Source organism: Acetivibrio ethanolgignens (genome assembly GCF_001461035.1).
GTDB lineage: Bacteria > Bacillota > Clostridia > Lachnospirales > Lachnospiraceae > Velocimicrobium > Velocimicrobium ethanolgignens.
The window spans coordinates 1-19,363 of sequence record NZ_LNAM01000113.1 but is presented as its reverse complement, the minus strand read 5'-3'; the positions used below and the strand labels follow the sequence as shown (position 1 = coordinate 19,363).

Annotated in this window: 24 protein-coding genes; 21 read left to right on the top strand and 3 right to left on the bottom strand. The window is 39.6% G+C overall.

Features of this window, described 5'->3' with window-relative positions:
* Window positions 1-62 precede the first annotated feature (62 nt).
* The 3 genes from ASU35_RS06490 (at window position 63) to ASU35_RS06480 (ending at window position 1,847) form a co-directional block, all read left to right on the top strand.
* Window positions 63-590 carry a YceD family protein gene (locus ASU35_RS06490; RefSeq protein ID WP_083504168.1) on the top strand — a complete coding sequence of 176 codons (528 nt, stop codon included), beginning with the start codon at window positions 63-65 and terminating at the stop codon, window positions 588-590.
* A gap of 2 nt (window positions 591-592) precedes the next feature.
* Entirely contained in the window at window positions 593-772 is a 180-nt protein-coding gene (gene rpmF / locus ASU35_RS06485) for a 50S ribosomal protein L32 (RefSeq protein WP_058352234.1), read from the top strand.
* Between the two features lie 118 nt (window positions 773-890).
* Window positions 891-1,847 (top strand): tRNA dihydrouridine synthase, encoded by a 957-nt coding sequence (locus ASU35_RS06480; RefSeq protein WP_058352233.1) that lies wholly within the window; start codon window positions 891-893, stop codon window positions 1,845-1,847.
* A 35-nt stretch (window positions 1,848-1,882) separates the two neighbouring features.
* On the opposite strand, the gene ASU35_RS06475 is transcribed toward ASU35_RS06480, so the two are convergent.
* On the bottom strand, window positions 1,883-2,956 hold the full coding sequence (locus tag ASU35_RS06475; RefSeq protein ID WP_058352232.1) for a ribonuclease H-like domain-containing protein: 1,074 nt from the start codon (window positions 2,954-2,956) through the stop codon (window positions 1,883-1,885).
* A gap of 154 nt (window positions 2,957-3,110) precedes the next feature.
* Here ASU35_RS06475 and ASU35_RS06470 point away from each other — a divergent pair, with 154 nt between their 5' ends.
* From ASU35_RS06470 to ASU35_RS06430, 9 genes are all read left to right on the top strand, one after another.
* Window positions 3,111-3,971 (top strand): putative ABC transporter permease, encoded by an 861-nt coding sequence (locus tag ASU35_RS06470; protein WP_058352231.1) that lies wholly within the window; start codon window positions 3,111-3,113, stop codon window positions 3,969-3,971.
* Window positions 3,972-4,005: 34 nt separating this feature from the next.
* The gene (cls, locus tag ASU35_RS06465) at window positions 4,006-5,667 is read left to right on the top strand and encodes a cardiolipin synthase (protein ID WP_058352230.1); all 1,662 of its coding nucleotides are present in this window, start codon (window positions 4,006-4,008) and stop codon (window positions 5,665-5,667) included.
* Window positions 5,668-5,694: 27 nt separating this feature from the next.
* On the top strand, window positions 5,695-6,312 hold the full coding sequence (gene ruvA / locus ASU35_RS06460; protein ID WP_058352229.1) for a Holliday junction branch migration protein RuvA: 618 nt from the start codon (window positions 5,695-5,697) through the stop codon (window positions 6,310-6,312).
* A 24-nt stretch (window positions 6,313-6,336) separates the two neighbouring features.
* Window positions 6,337-7,323, top strand: a complete 987-nt coding sequence (gene ruvB, locus ASU35_RS06455) for a Holliday junction branch migration DNA helicase RuvB (protein ID WP_058352228.1) — start codon at window positions 6,337-6,339, stop codon at window positions 7,321-7,323.
* A 21-nt stretch (window positions 7,324-7,344) separates the two neighbouring features.
* Window positions 7,345-7,773 carry a cell division protein ZapA gene (locus ASU35_RS06450; protein WP_058352262.1) on the top strand — a complete coding sequence of 143 codons (429 nt, stop codon included), beginning with the start codon at window positions 7,345-7,347 and terminating at the stop codon, window positions 7,771-7,773.
* Window positions 7,774-7,784: 11 nt separating this feature from the next.
* The gene (locus ASU35_RS06445) at window positions 7,785-10,157 is read left to right on the top strand and encodes a peptidase U32 family protein (protein WP_058352227.1); all 2,373 of its coding nucleotides are present in this window, start codon (window positions 7,785-7,787) and stop codon (window positions 10,155-10,157) included.
* 22 nt (window positions 10,158-10,179) lie between these two features.
* Window positions 10,180-11,508 carry an FtsW/RodA/SpoVE family cell cycle protein gene (locus ASU35_RS06440; RefSeq protein WP_058352226.1) on the top strand — a complete coding sequence of 443 codons (1,329 nt, stop codon included), beginning with the start codon at window positions 10,180-10,182 and terminating at the stop codon, window positions 11,506-11,508.
* A complete protein-coding gene (locus tag ASU35_RS06435; RefSeq protein WP_058352225.1) occupies window positions 11,495-12,907 on the top strand; it encodes a peptidoglycan D,D-transpeptidase FtsI family protein in 1,413 nt (470 codons plus the stop codon). Before ASU35_RS06440 ends, ASU35_RS06435 begins: the two co-directional genes overlap by 14 nt.
* A gap of 73 nt (window positions 12,908-12,980) precedes the next feature.
* Window positions 12,981-13,433, top strand: coding sequence for an NUDIX hydrolase (locus tag ASU35_RS06430; protein ID WP_058352224.1), 453 nt, complete (start codon window positions 12,981-12,983; stop codon window positions 13,431-13,433).
* Window positions 13,434-13,478: 45 nt separating this feature from the next.
* Here the strand turns inward: ASU35_RS06430 and ASU35_RS06425 are convergent, their stop codons facing one another.
* Window positions 13,479-14,000, bottom strand: a complete 522-nt coding sequence (locus ASU35_RS06425) for a peptidylprolyl isomerase (RefSeq protein ID WP_058352223.1) — start codon at window positions 13,998-14,000, stop codon at window positions 13,479-13,481.
* A gap of 203 nt (window positions 14,001-14,203) precedes the next feature.
* On the opposite strand from ASU35_RS06425, the gene trxA reads away from it, so the two are divergent.
* The 5 genes from trxA to ASU35_RS06400 all read left to right on the top strand — a co-directional run bounded on the left by trxA (window position 14,204) and on the right by ASU35_RS06400 (window position 17,229).
* Window positions 14,204-14,515 (top strand): thioredoxin, encoded by a 312-nt coding sequence (gene trxA, locus ASU35_RS06420; RefSeq protein WP_058352222.1) that lies wholly within the window; start codon window positions 14,204-14,206, stop codon window positions 14,513-14,515.
* Window positions 14,516-14,524: 9 nt separating this feature from the next.
* The gene (locus ASU35_RS06415) at window positions 14,525-14,734 is read left to right on the top strand and encodes a 4Fe-4S binding protein (protein WP_058352221.1); all 210 of its coding nucleotides are present in this window, start codon (window positions 14,525-14,527) and stop codon (window positions 14,732-14,734) included.
* A complete protein-coding gene (locus ASU35_RS06410; protein WP_083504166.1) occupies window positions 14,709-15,353 on the top strand; it encodes a 4Fe-4S binding protein in 645 nt (214 codons plus the stop codon). The genes ASU35_RS06415 and ASU35_RS06410 overlap by 26 nt, the downstream gene beginning before the upstream one ends.
* Window positions 15,295-15,951 (top strand): Crp/Fnr family transcriptional regulator, encoded by a 657-nt coding sequence (locus ASU35_RS06405; protein ID WP_058352220.1) that lies wholly within the window; start codon window positions 15,295-15,297, stop codon window positions 15,949-15,951. Before ASU35_RS06410 ends, ASU35_RS06405 begins: the two co-directional genes overlap by 59 nt.
* 192 nt (window positions 15,952-16,143) lie before the next feature.
* Window positions 16,144-17,229 (top strand): HipA domain-containing protein, encoded by a 1,086-nt coding sequence (locus tag ASU35_RS06400; protein WP_058352219.1) that lies wholly within the window; start codon window positions 16,144-16,146, stop codon window positions 17,227-17,229.
* Window positions 17,230-17,314: 85 nt separating this feature from the next.
* Here the strand turns inward: ASU35_RS06400 and ASU35_RS06395 are convergent, their stop codons facing one another.
* On the bottom strand, window positions 17,315-17,557 hold the full coding sequence (locus ASU35_RS06395) for a helix-turn-helix domain-containing protein (RefSeq protein ID WP_058352218.1): 243 nt from the start codon (window positions 17,555-17,557) through the stop codon (window positions 17,315-17,317).
* 113 nt (window positions 17,558-17,670) lie between these two features.
* On the opposite strand from ASU35_RS06395, the gene ASU35_RS19680 reads away from it, so the two are divergent.
* Genes ASU35_RS19680 through ASU35_RS06380 form a run of 4 tightly spaced genes read left to right on the top strand, consistent with a single transcriptional unit; the run spans window position 17,671 to window position 19,185 of the window.
* A complete protein-coding gene (locus ASU35_RS19680; RefSeq protein WP_172794607.1) occupies window positions 17,671-17,823 on the top strand; it encodes a hypothetical protein in 153 nt (50 codons plus the stop codon).
* 31 nt (window positions 17,824-17,854) lie between these two features.
* On the top strand, window positions 17,855-18,421 hold the full coding sequence (locus ASU35_RS06390) for a hypothetical protein (RefSeq protein WP_058352217.1): 567 nt from the start codon (window positions 17,855-17,857) through the stop codon (window positions 18,419-18,421).
* Between the two features lie 12 nt (window positions 18,422-18,433).
* Window positions 18,434-18,922: a hypothetical protein gene (locus tag ASU35_RS06385; protein WP_058352216.1), complete on the top strand. Its 489-nt coding sequence runs from the start codon at window positions 18,434-18,436 to the stop codon at window positions 18,920-18,922.
* 47 nt (window positions 18,923-18,969) lie between these two features.
* The gene (locus ASU35_RS06380) at window positions 18,970-19,185 is read left to right on the top strand and encodes a hypothetical protein (RefSeq protein WP_058352215.1); all 216 of its coding nucleotides are present in this window, start codon (window positions 18,970-18,972) and stop codon (window positions 19,183-19,185) included.
* Window positions 19,186-19,363 lie beyond the last annotated feature (178 nt).

Genomic DNA, 19,363 nt, shown 5'->3' with positions numbered 1-19,363 from the left:
AGTAGCTATAATACAAAGAGTGTGTTTATATGTCCTTTTTTTGAAAGGGTTGGTATGCAAGGATGATGATTTTATTATCAGAAATCATGACCGCAAAAGAGAAAAAAAAGCACATGGAAGCTCCTCTGGAGCTTAAAAGCGTTCCTGTTGGAACAGAAATGTATCCTGTGACAGAGGCGTCGGCAGTCCAGCTTGACTTTACGGTGTTAAGTGAGAAGCGGATGCTGCTGGAATCCAATGCAAGGGTAGTTTTGAGCGTTCCATGTGGAAGATGCCTTGAGGAAGTTAACCTGCCTTTTGATATTTCGGTATCAAAGGAATTGGATTTTAATGATTCGGATGCTGACAGAATCAAGGAGTTGGATGAATTAAACTATATTGATGGATATAACCTGGATTTAGACTTACTAATCTTTGATGAGATTTTGATTGGGTTTCCACTGCAGGTTTTATGTTCTCCGGATTGTAAGGGTATCTGCACAGTCTGTGGGAAGAATCTGAACAAGGAGACCTGCGAGTGTGATACCTTTGTAGGTGATCCAAGAATGTCAGTAATCCAAGATATCTTCAAGAATTATAAGGAGGTGTGACCATGTCAATCTGTCCAAAGAATAAATCTTCCAAAGCAAGAAGAGACAAGAGAAGAGCTAACTGGAAAATGTCTGCTCCAAACTTGGTAAAATGCTCAAAGTGCGGCGAGTTAATGATGCCTCATAGAGTTTGCAAGGCTTGCGGAAGCTACAACAAAAAAGAGATTATTTCTGCTGAATAAGATGCGGGAAATAGGGCCTTCGGGAAACCGGAGGCCTTTTTATTCGATAGGAGGGTTCGTCCTATCAAATAAAAAACGCTCCGCTAAACTGCTTTTAATTTGGTGAGAGAGGATACATATGAAATTTTATTTAGCGCCCCTGGAGGGAATTACAGGGTACATTTTTCGGAATGCGTGGGCAGATTACTTTGGTGGCATGGACAAATATGTTACACCATTTATTTCCCCGAATACGAAGAAATGCTTTACTACAAAGGAAAAAAAGGATATTCTGCCGGAGCATAATCAGGGAAAATATGTAGTTCCGCAGATTTTAACAGCAAATGCAGAATATTTTATTGATACTGCAAAAAAGCTAAAGGAATTTGGCTATCAGGAAATTAATTTTAATCTTGGCTGTCCTTCTGGAACTGTAATTACAAAGAAAAAAGGTGCCGGATTTTTAGGATATCCTGGGGAACTGGATGCTTTTTTAGAAAAGGTTTTTGAAGAGATTTATCAAAAGGAAGAGATGAAAATTTCTATCAAGACCCGGCTGGGAATGGAAGCTGAGAAAGAGTTTGACACGCTTTTGGAAATTTATAACAGGTATCCTCTGGAGGAGTTGATTCTTCATCCAAGGGTTCAGAAGGATTTTTATAAGAAACCGGTACATCTGTTGCCATTGGAAAGAATTGTTGAAAATAGCCAGGCAGAGTTTTGCTACAATGGAGATATTTTCACACCAAAGCATTATAGGAAATTGGTTCAGAGCCTTCCGGCAATAGAATGTACTATGCTGGGAAGAGGAATTTTGGTAAATCCGGGTCTTTTGGAGGAAATAAAGACAGGAAAGCCGATGGAAAAGGAAGTGCTTTATCAGTTTCTTAAGCGGCTTTGCAAGGATTATGAAGAAGAGCTGTCAGGAGATAGAACCGTACTGTATAAGATGAAGGAGCTATGGTTTTATCTGGGGCACAGCTTTGAAGATAGCGAAGCCTATATGAAGAAAATCAAGAAAACAGATAAGCTGGCAGAATACCATAGAATTGTAGAAGAGTTATTTGCAGAGCGGCAATTAAGAAAATGGGAGTAAAAAATGACAGAGCTTTATTACAGGCTCTGTCATTTTTATTTCAGAGATTCCTTCAGGTAAGCCAGGAGACAGAATGAATCTGTTAAAAAATCCTCTGTTATTTCAAACCAAGCTGTCTTTTCCTTGTATTCCTGATAAAATAAAGGAGTTTCTTTCGGAAAGAAAAAGCCTGGAGGAACTGGAAGAAAGCAGCCCTTTCTTCGGGTATAGCAATTACTGGCTTTTGCTTTTTGGCGGTATTCCTTTTCTACATAAGTGGCAACACTTTTATGGATAGCAGTATCCTCCATAGGAAGATAATAGTAATTTTTGTAATCTGGATAAAAATATCTCAGTTCCCCTACAAGGGGGAAAAGAGTAAGCCTGCCACAATTTCCTTCCAGGGCTAGCTGGACAGCATTTTTTTTGCATAAAAAAGAAGTATGAAGGCGGTAGGGGAGAGAAAGTTCAAAAGAAATTTCATTTCCGGATAAAACATTACCGCTGCAGGAGGAAATTGTAGGTGGAAGAAGGAGACTGCTGATTTGTAAAAGTCCTTGTAAATCCTCACAATTATGTAAAAGCAGAAGGGAAAGACAAGTTTCACAGCCGTCTTCTTGTTTTAGTTTTTTGTGGATATATTCTACATAAACCTGTATCAGCTGGCCACCGTCATATTTATCCTTCCGGCAGATACCCAGAGCTTTTTCGACCGTTTTTTGTTTCAAATTTGGCAGAGGGAGCAGCTTTTTATAGGGTGTCAGCTCCTTATAAATGTCCAGACTCTGGATTTTATCAAAGGAAAAGGAGAGCCGGTGCTGGTGACATTTTTTCTGAAGATACGGAATATCGAAACTAGTGCCGTTATAATGAATCAGAATGTCAAAGGCTTCCATAAAAGTAAAAAAAGCGGTTAAAAGAGTCGCTTCTGACTGGTAATCATCTGCGAACCATTGTATTGTGTACCAGGATTTATCACGGTAATACAGGCAGCCAATCAGGTACAGGCTGCTGGTATCTGCTGACAGACCAGTGGTTTCTATATCAAAATATAAAAGCTTCTCCGGTGGGGAGCCAGAGGGACCAAAGGCTTTGGCTTCCGGGGTGAATGGGGACTCAAATGTAAGCATAATTTTATCCTTTCTCTAAATCTGATATCTATTATAAGACAAGGAGCAAAAACCGTCAAATGCCATATTTTGTAGTTACAAAAACTTAATTTGTCATATTTTGAATTTTATGGTAGACTATAAAAATAGTAATATAAGAGTTGGAGTGAGCTATATGTGGGAGGCCAGGTTTTTTGGCTTTGAATTCTATTTTTTAGTTTATAATTTCTTTTTATATAGCTTTTGTGGCTGGATTTATGAAAGCACATTAGTATCCATTCAGCATAAAACCTGGGTAAACCGGGGGTTCTTAAATGGACCCATTGTACCGATTTATGGAGCAGGAGCAACGGCTGTGTATCTGTTTTTATCCGGCATTCCGGATGAGCCGGTGCTGATTTTTGTTATTGGTATGCTGGTAGCTACTGTGCTGGAATATCTGACCTCTTATGTGATGGAAAAGCTGTTTCATGCAAAGTGGTGGGACTATTCCAATTATAAATATCACTTTCAGGGAAGAATATGCTTACTGGCATCCCTTCTATGGGGATTTTTGTCATTGCTTATGATGGATGTATTGCAGCCGTTTATGAATTCTGTAATTGCATCTATTCCAAGAAGGGCAGGAGAAATCGCAGGTTATTTTATTTTTCTTCTGTTTGGCACAGACCTTACGGTAACTATTATTTATACTTTGCAGCTGGATAAAAAGCTGGAAGAGCTTTCCAATTTCAGAGAAGAATTTATGGAGTATCTGGAAGGTACTCGTTTGTATGAGACAAAAGAGGAACTCAGGGAGCGGTTTGAAAGTCTTTCTGTTCATGCAATTGGTGAAAGCATGCGTGCAAGAATGGAAAACCATTTGGAGAAAAAAGAGGAAATCGAGGCAAGGCTTCACAGTTTTATGCAGAAGTATGAAAAGAGAGCAGAACTTAGGAATATCATTGAAAAACGTCTTTTACGTGCCTTCCCTACCATGAAATCTACTAGAAGCGAAGCAATTATAACAGAGCTTAGAAAACGTAAAAGAGGCTGATAGAAAAAACAGAAAGCAAAGGAGGGGACAGAAGATGGAAGAAAATAGGCCGGAAAAGAAGATGGAGCAATGGGAACGCGATTTTAAGGAAAAAAAGAACGAATTAGTTGGCAAAACAACAGAGCTGGCTGAAAAAGGAACCGAACTAAAGGATGAGATGATAGGTACAGTAAAGAGCTATTTAAGCGGCTTTCTAAAGGTCCTTCTAGTTGGGCTTCTGGTGCTTTTAGAGCTTTTATTTATTGGATTGGCACCTTTTGTGCTCCGGAATCTGACGGTATACTTTTACTTTGTTCTGGAACTTCTGAGTATTATTGTTATTTTAAGTCTGGTTAATGACAATCGCAGTCCGTCTTATAAGCTGGCTTGGGTCAGTATTGCTATGCTTTTGCCAGTGGCGGGTCATATTATGTATATGCTCTGGGGAAAGCCTGGCTCTACTAAGAAGATTGAGCGGGAGATTATTACCAGGATGAAGCCGGGGCTTAAGTATCTTAACCAGGAGCCGGGAATTATAGAGGAGTTTGAAGTGAAGTATCCGGATAAGGGACGTATGGCTCATTATATGATAAACTCAGGCTTCCCGATGTATAAAAATAATGAGATTTCTTACTATCCGATGGGAGAGGATGTTTTTCGGGTGATTTTTAGAGATCTTGAAAAAGCAGAGCGTTTTATTCTAATTAATTTTTTTATTGTAGCTGAAGGTGCTATCTGGGATAGGATTCACAGCATTTTAAAAAGGAAAATAGAAGAAGGCGTTGAGGTTAAATTTTTATATGATGATTTTGGAGCGGCTCTTCGTACGGAAAAATATTTTAAACAAAATCTGGAGGCAGAGGGCTTTGAGGTAAGGGTATTTAACCCGATTCACCGATATACAGAAAAGCTGTATATGAATTACCGTAGTCACCAGAAAATTATGGTAATTGACGGAAATATTGGTTATACTGGCGGTTTTAACCTGGCGGATGAATATGCTAATATTGTAGAACGCTTTGGTGTTTGGAAGGATAATGGTGTAAGAGTAAAGGGAGATGCGGTATGGGGGCTTACCGTAACCTTTTTACAGATGTGGGATGTATGCAGTCAGAAAGAATATGTTACCTATGAAAGATATATGCCAACGAAAAAGTTTCCGGAATCTAAGGTATATGCTCATGTGATTTCTGATGGACCAGCCAATAACCCAGAGAATCCGATTGAAAGCATTTACCAGCAGATGATACATTCGGCCAGTAAATTCGTGTACATTACGACACCCTATCTGGTTATTGAGGATTCGATGAAAAATGCCCTGACAGAGGCTGTAAAGAGCGGTGTGGATGTAAGAATCATTACTCCGAATATTCCTGATAAGAAAAGTGTAAAAATGCTGACTAACTATAACTATGGTCCGCTTTTAAAAAATGGAGTGCGAATTTTTGAATATACGCCGGGCTTTATTCATGCTAAGACTATTATTAATGAGGACTGTGGCATTGTAGGAACGATTAACATGGATTATCGAAGCTTTTATCTGCATTATGAAAATGGTGTCTGGATGGCAGATGCTACGATAATCGGGACTATTAAAGAGGACTTGTTAAAAACAATGGAAATTAGTCATGAGGTTACCTATGAGGAATGGAAAAGACGGCCTAACACATGGAAAATCTATCAGCCGGTACTGAATCTTTTCAGTACCCTGATGTAAAATGAGGATTGAAAGGAAAAAGGTAACATGATAGCATATATTAAAGGTGAGCTTGTCACAACTTATTCAGATGGAATTGTGGTAGAGCAAAATGGCATTGGTTATGAAATCGGAGTACCATTATCTGTGATGAGTGAGCTCCCGTCACCGGGGGAAGAGGTAAAAATTCATACCTATCTCTATGTCCGGGAGGATGCGATGAAGCTGTATGGTTTTTTAACCAGAGATGACCTGGAGATTTTCAAGCTTTTAATAACGGTAAGCGGAATTGGTCCAAAGGGAGCTTTAGGAATCCTGTCAGCTATGACACCGGATGATTTGCGGTTTGCTATATTGGCAGGAGACACAAAAACGATTGCAAAAGCACCGGGAATCGGACAGAAAACAGCTGCTAAGCTGGTGCTGGAGTTAAAGGATAAGTTAAATCTTTCGGATGCTTTTGAAGAGAGGCTGTCAAAAGGTTCAGGAGAAAACGCTGCAAGGGAAGCGGGAAACCATATTAGAAATGAAGCGGTGGAGGCTTTGACAGCTCTTGGCTATACCAGCACCGATGCACTGAAGGCAGTGCGGCAGGTAGAGCTTACAGAAGGAATGTCGGTAGAGGAGCTTTTGAAGCAGAGCTTAAAGTATATTTCTTTTATTTAAAAAACAGGATGCAGGAGACAGGCTATGGGAAACCGTATTATTACAACGGAATTGATGGATGAGGATTATAAAATAGAAAACAGCCTAAGACCTAAGCTTTTATGTGATTACATAGGTCAGACCAAGGCAAAGGAGAATCTGAAGGTTTATATTGAAGCGGCGAAGCAAAGAGGAGAGTCTTTGGATCACGTCCTTTTATATGGGCCACCAGGGCTTGGAAAGACAACACTTGCAGGGATTATTGCCAATGAGATGGAGGTTAATCTAAAGGTGACCTCGGGACCGGCAATTGAAAAGCCGGGCGAGATGGCGGCAATTTTAAATAATCTGCAGGATGGGGATTTGCTTTTTGTAGATGAAATTCACCGGTTGAACCGGCAGGTGGAGGAGGTATTATATCCGGCCATGGAGGACTTTTCCATAGATATTGTGATTGGAAAAGGGGCTGGAGCACGTTCCATTCGTCTGGATCTTCCAAAGTTTACACTGGTAGGAGCGACGACAAGAGCTGGTATGCTGACGGCTCCGTTAAGAGACCGTTTTGGGGTGGTGCATCGTCTGGAGTTTTATACAAATCAGGAGCTTACGCAGATTATTTTACGGTCTGCACAGGTTTTGAAGGTAAAGATAGATAAAGAGGGTGCTATGGAGCTGGCACGGCGTTCCCGTGGTACACCAAGACTGGCTAACCGGCTTTTAAAACGAGTCAGGGATTTTGCCCAGGTAAAATATGATGGTCATATCACCAAGGAAGTGGCAGATTTTGCTTTGGATCTTCTGGAGGTTGACAAGCTGGGGCTGGATAATATCGACCGGGAGATATTGACTACGATGATGGAGAAGTTTGCAGGTGGTCCGGTTGGATTGGATACTCTGGCGGCAGCGATTGGTGAGGACGCCGGTACGATAGAGGATGTTTATGAACCATATCTAATTCAGAATGGGCTGCTTCAGAGGACACCGAGAGGACGCATGGTTACCGATTTAGCATATAAACATTTCGGAATTTAGAAGGAGATAGGGTTGGCGGCTATGAAAAAGATGAATGATATTGAGGTTGTAATTAACAATAAAAAATATACGATGAGCGGTTATGAGAGCGAAAGCTATTTAAAATCTGTAGCTGCCTATATCAATGGAAAGCATGAGGAATTCAAGCTGAAGGAAGGCTTTAGCCGTCTTGATACAGAAACAAAGAATGTGCTTTTAGAGCTGAATATTGCAGATGACTATTTTAAGGCAAAGACACATGTGGAGAATCTGACAGCAGAGAATAAGAAAAACAGTGAAGAGCTTTTTGATATCAAGCATGAGCTGATTACGATGCAGTCCCGTTTGGAATCTGCACAAAAGGAACTACAGGCTTTAAAGTTTGAACAGGTGGAAAACCAGAAAAAAATTGTACAGCTGGAAACGGAGCTTAAGGAACGAAGTAATAAAAATTCCAGAAATAATAGATAGACAGGAGAATTATGAGAAAAGTAGAGATATTGGCACCGGCAGGCTCCTATGAGAGCATGCAGGCAGCTGTAAATGCCGGATGTGATGCCGTCTATATCGGAGGCAGCCAGTTTGGTGCCAGAGCCTTTGCCGATAATTTATCGGTAGAGAATCTAAAGAAGGCAATGGATTTTGTCCATATTCGGGATAAAAAATTATACCTTACAGTAAATACACTGTTAAAGGAGGAGGAATTAAAGGAGCAGCTTTACGATTACCTCCTTCCTTTTTATGAGCATGGTCTGGATGCTGTAATTGTACAGGATATAGGAGTTATGTCTTTCATTCACAAAGCTTTTCCAGAACTTCCGATTCATGCAAGTACCCAGATGAGTCTGACGGGGAGCCGTGGGGCTAATGGTCTTAAGAGTCTTGGTGTTACACGCTTTGTACCGGCAAGAGAGCTTTCTTTGGAGGAACTTAGGGATATCCGGAGAGAAACAGATTTAGAGATTGAGACCTTTGTTCACGGTGCCTTGTGCTACTGCTATTCCGGCCAGTGCCTGTTAAGCAGTATGATTGGAGGAAGAAGTGGTAATCGGGGCCGATGTGCTCAGCCTTGCAGGATGCAGTATCGTCTGCCTGATGGAAAAACAGGCTATTTTATGAGTCCAAAGGATATCTGTACCCTGGATCTGATACCAGAGCTTATTGATTCGGGAATTGATTCTTTTAAAATCGAGGGCAGGATGAAACGGTCGGAATATGCTGCCTTTACGGCATATCTGTATGGAAAATATACAGATTTGTATGTAGCTCTTGGAAGAGAGGAATATGAGGGATATTTAAAAAAGCATCGCCAGGAATTTTTAGAGGATAAGACAGCCCTGATGGATTTATATAACCGTGGAGGCTTTAGCAACGGCTATTATAGCCAGTATCATGGGAAAAATATGATGTCGGTAAAGCGACCGAACCACAGTGGTGTGCAGGTGGGAACCACAGTCCGTGCCGGAAAACGAAATGCTATAATACGGTTAGAAAAAGAGGTGTATGGACAGGATATCCTGGAGTTTCGCAATAACAAGGAGCTTTCTGTCTATGAATTTACATTAAAAGAGGGAGCACAGGCAGGAGAGGAGCTTATGGTAAATATTCTGCCTGGCAGCAGGATTTACCAGGGTATGTCTGTATTTCGTACCCGGAATCAAAGACTTCTTCATAAAATCGGAACCGATTTTATGGAAAAGGATGTTCCTGTAAAAATAGAGGGTCATTTTTTTGCCGCTCCTGGAGAAGTGATACAGCTTACCTTTTCCTGCACCCGTGAAAATGGTGAGCTAGTTACTGTTTGTGTCAACGGGGATGTGGCAGAGGAAGCAAAAAGCCAGCCGATGACAGCAGAAAAGATAAAAAAGGCTATTATGCAGATGCAGGATTCCGGCTTTGCATTAGAGAATTTAAAGCTGGATATTAAGGGTGATATTTTTATTCCGATAGGAAGGCTAAAGGAGCTTCGCAGAGAAGGACTTTTTAAGCTCATGAAAGCCTTGACTGCCAAATGGCGGAGGAAAGCACAGATTATGGATGAAGAAAGACAATTCGAGGGAGAGCCTTCAAAAGAAGAAGGCTTTAAAATAGATGCCTCTGTGCTTACCAAGGAGCAGGCAAAGGTGGTCTGTGCTTCCCGGGCAGATCGGATTTACCTGACGGCAGGGCTATATCAGGAATGTAGTAAGTCAGGCATAGATTTTTCAAAAAAAGAAGTGATTTTTACGCTACCTTACGTTGTAAGGGAGAAAAATCGAAACCGGGTTGCAGAAAGTCTTGCTATGGCAGAAAAATGCAAAGGATTTTTAGTGAGAAATGCTGAGGAGCTTTTCTGGGTAGAGGATAAGAAGATAATACTGGATTCCGGTATGTATGTACTGAATAAAGAGGCTGAGGCAGCCTATAAGGACTTTGGTGCCACAGAGCTTACTGCTTCGGTGGAGCAGAACTGTAAAGAGCTTTCAAAGACTGGCTGTCAGGGGAAGACACTTATAGTATATGGGCATGTACCCCTTATGATTACTGCCCAGTGCATGATTGATACCGTTTATGGCTGCCAGGGGCGGGAAGACTTTAAAGAGCTGTATGACCGGAAGGGAAAGAAGCTTTTATTGAGAAACGTATGCAAAGACTGCTATAATATTATTTATGATGGTACGCCATTAAGCCTTCTTAAGGAAAAGGATGCTGTGAAAGGCCTTGCTCCTGAAAGACTTCGCTTAGACTTTACGGTGGAGACGAAGGAAGAGACAGAAAGAATTCTGAATACTTTTCTGGATGTATTTCGTTTTAATCAGGAAGGTATTTTAGAAAAAGAGACAACAAAGGGACATTTCCGTAAAGGAATTGAATAGTTCTTGTTAAGTAGGTGATAACGTGGAAAATCTGATTATTCAGCTTTCTAAATATATTATAATTATTTTATTTGCAATTTATACCCTTTACTGCTTTACGGTATTCCGGGGCAGGGATAAAGAACGGCAGAAACGGATTTACAGAAAACAGCAGGTTCTTATGTACCTGATCCACCTAATCTGTCATCTGTTATTGTTTTTGAATACCCAGGATACACAGCTACTTATTTATTATGGTCTGGAGGTTGTATTTTTTGCAACCTCAGCTTTTGTGTACCGGTTTGTATACCGCAATCTTTCGAGACTGGTATTTAATAATATGCAGATGCTTCTTGCCATCAGCTTTATTATGCTGGCAAGGCTGGAACCTGCTTTGGCAAAGCGACAGCTCTTTATGGCGGCAGCTGGCTTGCTTATATGTCTGGTAGTACCTTTTCTTATTGAAAAATTCCGCTACATTGACAGGCTGGGGTGGCTGTATGCTGTATTGGGTCTTATCTGCCTTTTATCTGTATTTATTCCAGGGGTTGGTATTGAAAAGTATGGAGCCTCCAACTGGATTAAGCTGGGGCCGGTAACCTTACAGCCATCGGAATTTGTTAAGATAATTTTCGTATTTTTTATAGCAGCACTTCTTGCAAAAAGCACAGAATTTAAAGAGGTTGCTAAAATTACGGTGCTTGCTGCTGCCTATGTACTTGTTCTGGTACTGGAAAGAGACCTGGGAGGAGCCTTTATTTTCTTTGTAACTTATATGTGTGTTTTATATGCTGCGACAAGCCAGCCTATGTATACAGTGGCTGGAGTAGGAGCCTTTTCTATAGTTTCTGTAGTTGCTTATCAGCTGTTTTCCCATGTACGGGTAAGGGTGCAGGCATTTCTTGATCCATGGAGCGATATTGATACAGGAGGCTACCAGGTAGCAAGCTCCCTGTTTGCAATCGGCACAGGGGGCTGGTTTGGCATGGGGCTTGGAAAAGGGCTTCCTATGAGTATTCCAGTGCGGGAAAGTGATTTTATTTTTTCTGCTATATCAGAGGAAATGGGAGGTATTTTTGCAGTCTGTATGATACTGGTATGTTTAAGCTGTTTTATCATGTTTGTTAATATTGCTATGAAAATGCGGCGGACCTTTTATAAGCTGACCGCCCTGGGTTTATCTGTTATTTATATTTTTCAAGTATTTTTAACGATTGGTGGAGCAATCAAGTTTATTCCATCAACAGGCGTAACGCTGCCACTGGTAAGCTATGGTGGAAGCTCTGTTTTAAGTACGGTTCTTTTGTTCAGTATTATTCAGGGGATGTATGTGTTAAATCAGGATGAGGTAAGACGGAATGAAGAAAGATAGAAACAATAAAAATCATGAAATAGCGATAGTAGCCTATCTGTTTGCTTTCCTGTTTGTCGGGCTTATCGGTTATTTTGTGTATTTTATGGTAATAGACAGCCAGAATGTCATAAATAATCCATATAATAAGCGGCAGGAGCTTTTGGCAGAGCGTGTTATCCGCGGTGAAATTCAAGCTTCCGATGGTACCGTGCTGGCAGAAACCAAAACGAATAGTAAAGGAGAGGAGTACCGCTCCTATCCTTATGATGCTATTTTCTGCCATGCAGTAGGACGGGCAGATAAGGGAAAAACAGGTGTTGAGCTTTCCCAGAACATAAGGCTTTTAACCTCCCATGAGAATCCTCTGACAGCCTTTTTTAAGGAGCTTAAGGGAGAAAAAAATATTGGCGATAATGTGGTGACAACTCTGGATGTTTCCCTACAGAAGGTGGCCTATCAGGCATTGGGAAGCCGTAAAGGGGCAATTGTTGTCATGGAACCAGACACAGGAAAGATTCTGGCCATGGTATCCAAGCCAGATTATAACCCAAACAAAGTAGTTTCCAACTGGGAATACCTGGTAGAGGATTCAGAGAACAATTCAGCTCTTTTAAATCGTGCAACCCAGGGGCTGTATCCACCGGGATCTACCTTTAAGACGCTGGTAGCCATTGAGTACATTCGTGAAAATGGTGGTGTAAAATACAGCTATACCTGTGATGGAAGTGATACCTTTGAGGATGTGAAGATTAACTGCTATGGAAATAAAAAGCATGGAGAAGAGGATTTAAAGAAATCCTTTGCAAAATCCTGTAATGCATCCTTTGCCAATATTGGTATGGGGCTGGATGTTAAGGCCTTTAAAAGCTTATGCGAGAGCTTTCTATTCAACAAAAAGCTTCCAGTAGATTTTGCTTATAACCATAGCAGCTTTGTATTAAATAGTTCGTCTTCCAAAAGTGAGATTCCACAGACGATGATTGGACAGGGAGATACCCAGATTACTCCTCTGCATAATGTAATGATTGTAGCTGGGATTGCAAATGATGGAAAAATGATGAAGCCGTATATGGTAGATCGGATTGAAAGCTACACAGGAAATGTGGTAAAGCAGTATCAACCGGCACTGATTGGTGAACCAATGACCAAAGCAGAGGCAAAGAAGCTTCAAAATATGATGGAGGCTGTAGTAGAAGAGGGAACGGCTACTGCCTTAAATACTGGAAGTTATACTGCCGCCGGTAAAACAGGCTCTGCTGAGTTTGATTCAACAAAGGCTTCCCATTCATGGTTTATTGGTTATGCTAAAACAAAGGAGAAGCAGCTTGCTGTCAGCATTATTGTAGAAGGGGCAGGTACAGGAAGTGAGTATGCCGTGCCGATTGCAAGGAAAATTTTTGATAGTTACTTAAAATAGTTGAAAAATGTCTCTTTACAGTGTATACTATTTTCAGGTTTTGTTTTATAACACACTAACAGGAGGCATTGCGATGATTGAAGCAACGAGCTGTGGCGGTGTGGTTATTTTCAGAGGGAAGATTTTGCTACTGTATAAGAACTACAGAAATAAGTACGAGGGCTGGGTTCTACCTAAGGGCACGGTAGAAGAAGGAGAAGAGTATAAGGAGACAGCTCTTCGTGAGGTAAAGGAAGAAACCGGTGTGTCTGCAGCAATTATCAAATACATCGGGAAAAGCCAGTATACCTTCAATACACCTCTGGATGCAGTAATAAAAGATGTTCACTGGTATTTAATGATGGCAGACAGTTATTATAGTAAACCACAACGTGAGGAATATTTTGTAGATTCCGGTTACTATAAGTTTCATGAAGCATATCATCTTTTGAAATTTTCCAACGAAAAGCAGATTTTGGAAAAAGCTTATAATGAATATGTCGATTTGAAAAAAAGTAATCTCTGGGGAAACCGGAAATATTTCTAAATTAAAAAACAGTCTTACCGAAGGGTAGGACTGTTTTTCTTTTGCTTACATCTTTTCTGGTTCCGGATATTCTACACCAAAGGTATCTACCGTTACGCTTTCCATTACCTGGTCAAAGGATGGTCTGTCCATGTAATCGGTCTTAGTTTCAGCGATTTCATTTACAACCTCCATGCCCTCGATAACCTTGCCAAAAGCGGCATAAGCACCGTCCAGATGTGGTGCGTCCCTATGCATAATGAAGAACTGGGAGCCTGCGGAGTTTGGCATCTGGGAGCGGGCCATAGAGATAACACCGGCCGTATGCTTTAAGTTGTTTTCAAAACGGTTCATCGCGAACTCACCCTTGATGGAATAGCCAGGGCCGCCCATACCATTACCATCAGGACAGCCTCCCTGAATCATAAAGCCATTGATAACGCGGTGGAAGATAAGACCATTATAGAAGCCCTTCTTTACAAGAGAGATAAAGTTGTTTACGGTATTTGGTGCGATTTCAGGATAAAGCTCAACCTTAATGGAGCCACCATCCTTTATCTGAATGGTTACTACTGGATTTTGTGACATAATATTACTTCCTTTCTATTTACCCAATGGGAATTTTAGTATATAATTTAATCATACATATCATAAATGATTTCTTCAAAAATGTAAACCATAATTATATCGTAAAAAAAGTTATAGAGTGTGACTTAGTTACGGTAACTGTTAGCATTTCGTTTTATAATAGACACATAACTTGAGAAAATAGTATTTAGGAGGAATGAAAAATGGCTATGGAAATAACATTAGAGAATTTTGAAAATGAGGTTTTAAAATCTGAGGTACCAGTATTAATTGATTTTTGGGCATCCTGGTGTATGCCATGTAAGATGCTGTCTCCGGTAGTGGATGAGATTGCAGATGAGTCTGATGGAAGCTACAAGGTTGGAAAGATTAATGTAGATGAGCAGCAGGAGCTGGCAGCGAAGTTCCGCGTTATGAGTATCCCAACCCTTCTGGTATTTGATAAGGGTGAAATCGTAGAAAAGAGTGTTGGTGTACAGTCTAAGAACAAAATTATGGCTATGCTTGGAAAATAAGAGGTTTCAATGAAAAAACGTGCTATTATAAACAAGAAAAGATGTGTGGCCTGTGGGGCGTGCTCTAATGTATGCCCCAAGCAGGCGATTACGATTTATAAGGGGATTTATGCCCAAATAAGTGAAATGTGTGTGGGCTGTGGGCTGTGTACCAGAACCTGTCCGGCATCCGCAGTCTCTCTGGAGGTTATACATGAAGAAAAAGAAGCATTGGAATGATTATCTGTACATAGCATCTGCTTTGTATTTATTTTTGGGATTTTTTAATATAATGTTTGCCTGGCTGGGACTGATTTGCTTTTTAGTACCACTGGGGATTGCAATTATAGGTGGTAATAAGGTATACTGTAATAAGTATTGCGGAAGAGGTCAGCTTTTGGAGCTTTTTGGTACAAGGCTTAAGCTGTCAAGAAGAAAAGAGACACCGGCGTGGATGTACAGTAAAGCCTTTCGTTATGGCTTTTTCATCTTTTTTATGACCATGTTTTTTAATATGCTCCATACAACCTGGCTGGTATTTTCAGGAGTCAGAGGTATGAAGAAAATTATTACCCTGTTTTGGACCTTTAAGGTTCCATGGGAATGGACGTATTCAGGAGCACCGGTGTGGCAGGCTCAGTTTGCCTTTGGATTTTACAGTATGATGCTGACATCTACTCTGCTTGGAATTATTACCATGGTTTTGTTTCGGCCGCGTTCCTGGTGTACTTATTGCCCAATGGGTACCATGACCCAGTGTATCTGTCAGTTAAGGGCCGGAAAGGAAGAGGAGAATTCAGATGAGGCTTCAGGATATGCTTCCATTCTGGAAGAGCTTAACAAAGGAGCAGAAAAATAAGCTGCTTGCTTCTTGCCGGGAGGTTAATTATAAAAAAGGTGATGTGCTGCATGCAGGCTCCAATGACTGTTCAGGCCTCTTTGTGGTAAGAGGTGGGCAGCTTCGCAGCTATATCATATCAGAAGGTGGAAAAGAGATTACTCTTTACCGCCTTTTTGAGCGTGATATCTGCATTTTTTCTGCCTCCTGCATTATGAAAAACATAAGCTTTGATATTTTTGTAGAGGCAGAAAAGGATACCCAGGTGTATCTGATACCAAGCAGTATTTATTCTGAGGTACAAAAGGAATCTCTGGCGGTATCGGAGTATACCAATGAGCTTCTTTCTTCCCGGATGTCAGATTTGATGTGGGTTATGGAGCAGGTTCTTTTTATGAGCTTTGACAAGCGGCTGGCTATCTTTCTTTTAGAACAGTCGGCGATTGAAGGAAAGGATACCTTTAAGATGACTCAGGAAATGATGGCACGGCATTTAGGCTCTGCAAGAGAGGTCGTTTCCAGAATGCTAAAGTACTTTGCTGATGAAGGACTGGTGGAAGTGTCCAGAGGAAGTGTAACACTTTTAGATAGAAAAAAGCTGGAGAAGCTGGCATATTGATAAAGGAAGGGCTAAACCTTGAGTTTTCAAGATTCAGCCCTTTTAACAGGTCTTTTTTAAGACAGTTTAATTCTTTGCATAACCATTGTGCAAGTTTGCTAATTGGACTACCTTGTAAAATCCCTTTTTTTCCTGTATACTATACATATTGATTCGGTATGGGAGAATTTTAGCAGGAGAGGAGCGGAGAGATTGAAAAAAAGGTATGTACTATTAAATAAAGATGTTGAGATTGCACAATTTCATATTGGAGATTTGGACAATGCGGTAATTGATAAAAAAATGAGGGAACTGCCAGCTTGGATACGAAATCTGCCATTATTTATTGCAAATAGGCGTGCTCCAAAGCATAGAGAAAACATGAAGCTTTTGCTAAAGGAAAGTGGCTGTGATACACTGGAAGGATATCTGGATATTACTCATGCCCTTTCTTTAATTGACACCTTTTGGGTAAAGCCGGCAGAAAGTACACTGGAATGGAAGAAAGTATCTTTATATACGCATCCTTTTAATGAGGTGATTGCAAAAACTGCCTTTGAGGGTGGACTTCATGGCAGACAGTTAAGCACAACATCACCGGAATATGGAACGGATGGTAGCTTTGCCAAGTGTTGGATTCGGGAAAATGATACGATTAAGATGTTAAAGCGTGGAAGCTCTGGGACAAGAAACGCAGGACTGGAGCCATACTCAGAATTTTATGCCAGTCAGCTAGTAGGTAGAATAACAAAGCATTTTGTTCCTTATGGAATACGAACTCATAATGGAAAGCTCTGCACCGTATGTGATTGTTTTACGAATGAAAGCTATGGTTTTCTACCTTATGATGCCGTATTTCCAGGAAATACGGATGTACTAACTGTCCTTGAAAATATGAAAGGTCTGGGATTGGAGGGGCAGGCAAAAACGATGTTCGTTGTAGACGCGGTTATCTACAATGAGGACCGGCATAAAAATAATTTTGGTTTCATTGTAGACAATGAGAAACAGGAAATTGTAGATATGGCACCCTTATTTGATCATAATGTGTCTTTACTGCCTTATGCAGAGGAAGAGGATTTTGCAAAGCTGGAGGAGTATCTTTCCCTGAAGGGCCCTCGGATTGGAGAGAATTTTTATAAGACTGCAAAGTACTGCCTGACTGCGGATACCAGAAAGGCACTGATTGAATTGAAGGATTTTCAGTTTGAGAGGGATAGTAAATTAAATCTCCCGGAGTGGCGTTTGGAGCGTTTGGAGAAGTTTGTGCAGGAAAATATACGGAAAATATTGGAGTAGTTTTTATTAAAAAAGGGCTTTTGAAAAGTAGAAAATCATCTATTTTTCAAAAGCTCTTTTTGTTATAAAGGTTTATAATGGCTATTTAAGTGTCTTGGTTGGTAGGGAAATCTTTTCTGGGATAAGGAATTTTAGTATCAGTTAGTCCAAGGAGATAATCAACACTGCATCCGTAATATTTAGCTAGTTGAATTAAAACAGAGCTTGGAATATCACGTTTTCCAATTTCATAGTAAGAGTAAGAAACTTGAGTACAGTTCAAATATTCTGCCAAATCTTTTTGTTTCAAGTCATAATCTTCTCGAAGATTTCTTATGCGTTCGTACATTGTCGTTTACCTCCTTTTTTATTATTTCATATTTTTGAATAAAACATTGCGTTTTAAAACAAAATGTTTTATAATAAAAGAAATAATTATTTTATGAAGGGAGAAATACGATTATGCAAAAGAAAACAATTACCATAGAGTATATGTGTACTTATTGTGGAAGAAGAAGCTGTAAAAAGGAAGGTGCAGGAAGACCATTACCTGGAAAATGCCCAAGACGAAGTGGAGATCAACCACATCGCTGGGTTGTAAATCGCAAACTTTAAAATTACAATAATAACTTAAAAGGAGATAATTATGGGACTTTTTGATGCAATGAGAGAGCTGATAGACGAAATAAAAGAAATAAAAGAAGATGTAGAAATATTTGGTCCTGATTATGCAAGGGAATTGTATACAACACGACCTAGTATAAAAATTACTAATCCCAATGCGTCTTTAGTAGAAAAAGCTATGGATAGTGTTTTAGATCATGTTGAAGAAAAAATGTATGATGCACGAGATAAGGTAGTTAATAATGCTATAGATTTATATGATATTTATAGAGGAACATCTGAAGATGAGTGGGCGGCAATGTTAAGGCTGGCAAGTACTTTTGCTGGAATTGCAATTAATTTTACTCCATTACGGGTAGTAAATTGGAATATTGTGAAAATAGTAGCACAATCTGCTTTAGATTATGAAAAGAATGGAGGGGAATTATCTGAAGATATTCTTTCTGTGGATTGGAAGGCTATGGGAGCAGCTTTAGTTGATGAAAGAGATAATTTGTTAAATAATGTATCTGGAATAGATGGAGAGACTCTTAATAAAATTATTTCTGTTACGTCATTATTAGAAAAAAATATAAGAAATATTAAATAAGGAGAAGAGAAAATGAGTTTTGCAGATGGCTTGAATAAGGAAAATATTAAAAAAAAGTGTTTTGATGAAGCTATTAATTATTACTATGAAGATTTCAGAAATAGTTGTCAATATGAAGCAAAAAATGGGAATGAGTCGGTACGTGTAGTAATACCTAATGATTATATTTGCAATTTTGATGGTAAGATTAAGGATGATTTTACTGAAGCACTTAGTAAATATATGCTTATTGCTGGTAAAAGAGAAGATACATATTGGTATCGATTGTTAAAAGAAGATGCAGAATATATTAGAGAAAAAATAGAAATGTATTTAAAGAATGATGGCTTTAAAAATTATTCAGTTAGAGTGGTGAAAGCGGGTTGTTTTTTTAAAGTCGAATATGTAGAAAAGACTACTTTTTTAGATGGAATAGATACGTTATTAGGAGGTAGCCCCCTTAAAAAAGTATATAAACAGGATAGAGAATTGTATAGTGTAGAAATAAAGGCATCTTGGTAAAACTGATAAAAATTGAAAATTTTAAATGTTATATGGGAGGATGAAAAATGAGTTTTTTTAACAGTATGGGTAAGGTTGCTGTAGCATGTGGCAAACATATAATTGAAGATGCTGAAAAAAGAAATAAGCGTATCTTAAAGTATAAGGATCGCAATAATAAGTATGATGATCAAAAATTAATGGAAAAATATAGACATTCAAGTGGAGAAGAAAAAATAGCATGTGCAATGTTATTAAAAGAGAGAGGATATGGAAATGATTAAATTCTTTTGATTTTAAGACTATTTTCCGGCAGCTGATGATTTATTAGATATTTATATCTGGCAATCAACGCGGAAGTGTACCCAATTTGGGACGCTTCCGCGTTATCTTTGTTGACTTTTCCACGACAAACGCATGAATGAATAAATTATGAACACCCCCGTCCAGATTTTTGATATA

What these genes read in the sequence shown, in the direction of transcription:
- ASU35_RS06490 (WP_083504168.1), top strand. Translation starts at nt 63, where the DNA reads ATGATGATTTTATTATCAGAAATCATGACCGCAAAAGAGAAAAAAAAG.
- ASU35_RS06385 (WP_058352216.1), top strand. Translation starts at nt 18,434, where the DNA reads ATGAGTTTTGCAGATGGCTTGAATAAGGAAAATATTAAAAAAAAGTGT.
- ASU35_RS06395 (WP_058352218.1), bottom strand. Translation starts at nt 17,557, where the DNA reads ATGTACGAACGCATAAGAAATCTTCGAGAAGATTATGACTTGAAACAA.
- ASU35_RS06435 (WP_058352225.1), top strand. Translation starts at nt 11,495, where the DNA reads ATGAAGAAAGATAGAAACAATAAAAATCATGAAATAGCGATAGTAGCC.
- ASU35_RS06415 (WP_058352221.1), top strand. Translation starts at nt 14,525, where the DNA reads ATGAAAAAACGTGCTATTATAAACAAGAAAAGATGTGTGGCCTGTGGG.
- ASU35_RS19680 (WP_172794607.1), top strand. Translation starts at nt 17,671, where the DNA reads ATGCAAAAGAAAACAATTACCATAGAGTATATGTGTACTTATTGTGGA.
- ASU35_RS06380 (WP_058352215.1), top strand. Translation starts at nt 18,970, where the DNA reads ATGAGTTTTTTTAACAGTATGGGTAAGGTTGCTGTAGCATGTGGCAAA.
- rpmF (WP_058352234.1), top strand. Translation starts at nt 593, where the DNA reads ATGTCAATCTGTCCAAAGAATAAATCTTCCAAAGCAAGAAGAGACAAG.
- ASU35_RS06425 (WP_058352223.1), bottom strand. Translation starts at nt 14,000, where the DNA reads ATGTCACAAAATCCAGTAGTAACCATTCAGATAAAGGATGGTGGCTCC.
- ruvB (WP_058352228.1), top strand. Translation starts at nt 6,337, where the DNA reads ATGGGAAACCGTATTATTACAACGGAATTGATGGATGAGGATTATAAA.
- ASU35_RS06405 (WP_058352220.1), top strand. Translation starts at nt 15,295, where the DNA reads ATGAGGCTTCAGGATATGCTTCCATTCTGGAAGAGCTTAACAAAGGAG.
- ASU35_RS06390 (WP_058352217.1), top strand. Translation starts at nt 17,855, where the DNA reads ATGGGACTTTTTGATGCAATGAGAGAGCTGATAGACGAAATAAAAGAA.
- ASU35_RS06450 (WP_058352262.1), top strand. Translation starts at nt 7,345, where the DNA reads ATGAAAAAGATGAATGATATTGAGGTTGTAATTAACAATAAAAAATAT.
- ASU35_RS06410 (WP_083504166.1), top strand. Translation starts at nt 14,709, where the DNA reads ATGAAGAAAAAGAAGCATTGGAATGATTATCTGTACATAGCATCTGCT.
- ruvA (WP_058352229.1), top strand. Translation starts at nt 5,695, where the DNA reads ATGATAGCATATATTAAAGGTGAGCTTGTCACAACTTATTCAGATGGA.
- ASU35_RS06470 (WP_058352231.1), top strand. Translation starts at nt 3,111, where the DNA reads ATGTGGGAGGCCAGGTTTTTTGGCTTTGAATTCTATTTTTTAGTTTAT.
- ASU35_RS06475 (WP_058352232.1), bottom strand. Translation starts at nt 2,956, where the DNA reads ATGCTTACATTTGAGTCCCCATTCACCCCGGAAGCCAAAGCCTTTGGT.
- ASU35_RS06480 (WP_058352233.1), top strand. Translation starts at nt 891, where the DNA reads ATGAAATTTTATTTAGCGCCCCTGGAGGGAATTACAGGGTACATTTTT.
- trxA (WP_058352222.1), top strand. Translation starts at nt 14,204, where the DNA reads ATGGCTATGGAAATAACATTAGAGAATTTTGAAAATGAGGTTTTAAAA.
- ASU35_RS06445 (WP_058352227.1), top strand. Translation starts at nt 7,785, where the DNA reads ATGAGAAAAGTAGAGATATTGGCACCGGCAGGCTCCTATGAGAGCATG.
- cls (WP_058352230.1), top strand. Translation starts at nt 4,006, where the DNA reads ATGGAAGAAAATAGGCCGGAAAAGAAGATGGAGCAATGGGAACGCGAT.
- ASU35_RS06430 (WP_058352224.1), top strand. Translation starts at nt 12,981, where the DNA reads ATGATTGAAGCAACGAGCTGTGGCGGTGTGGTTATTTTCAGAGGGAAG.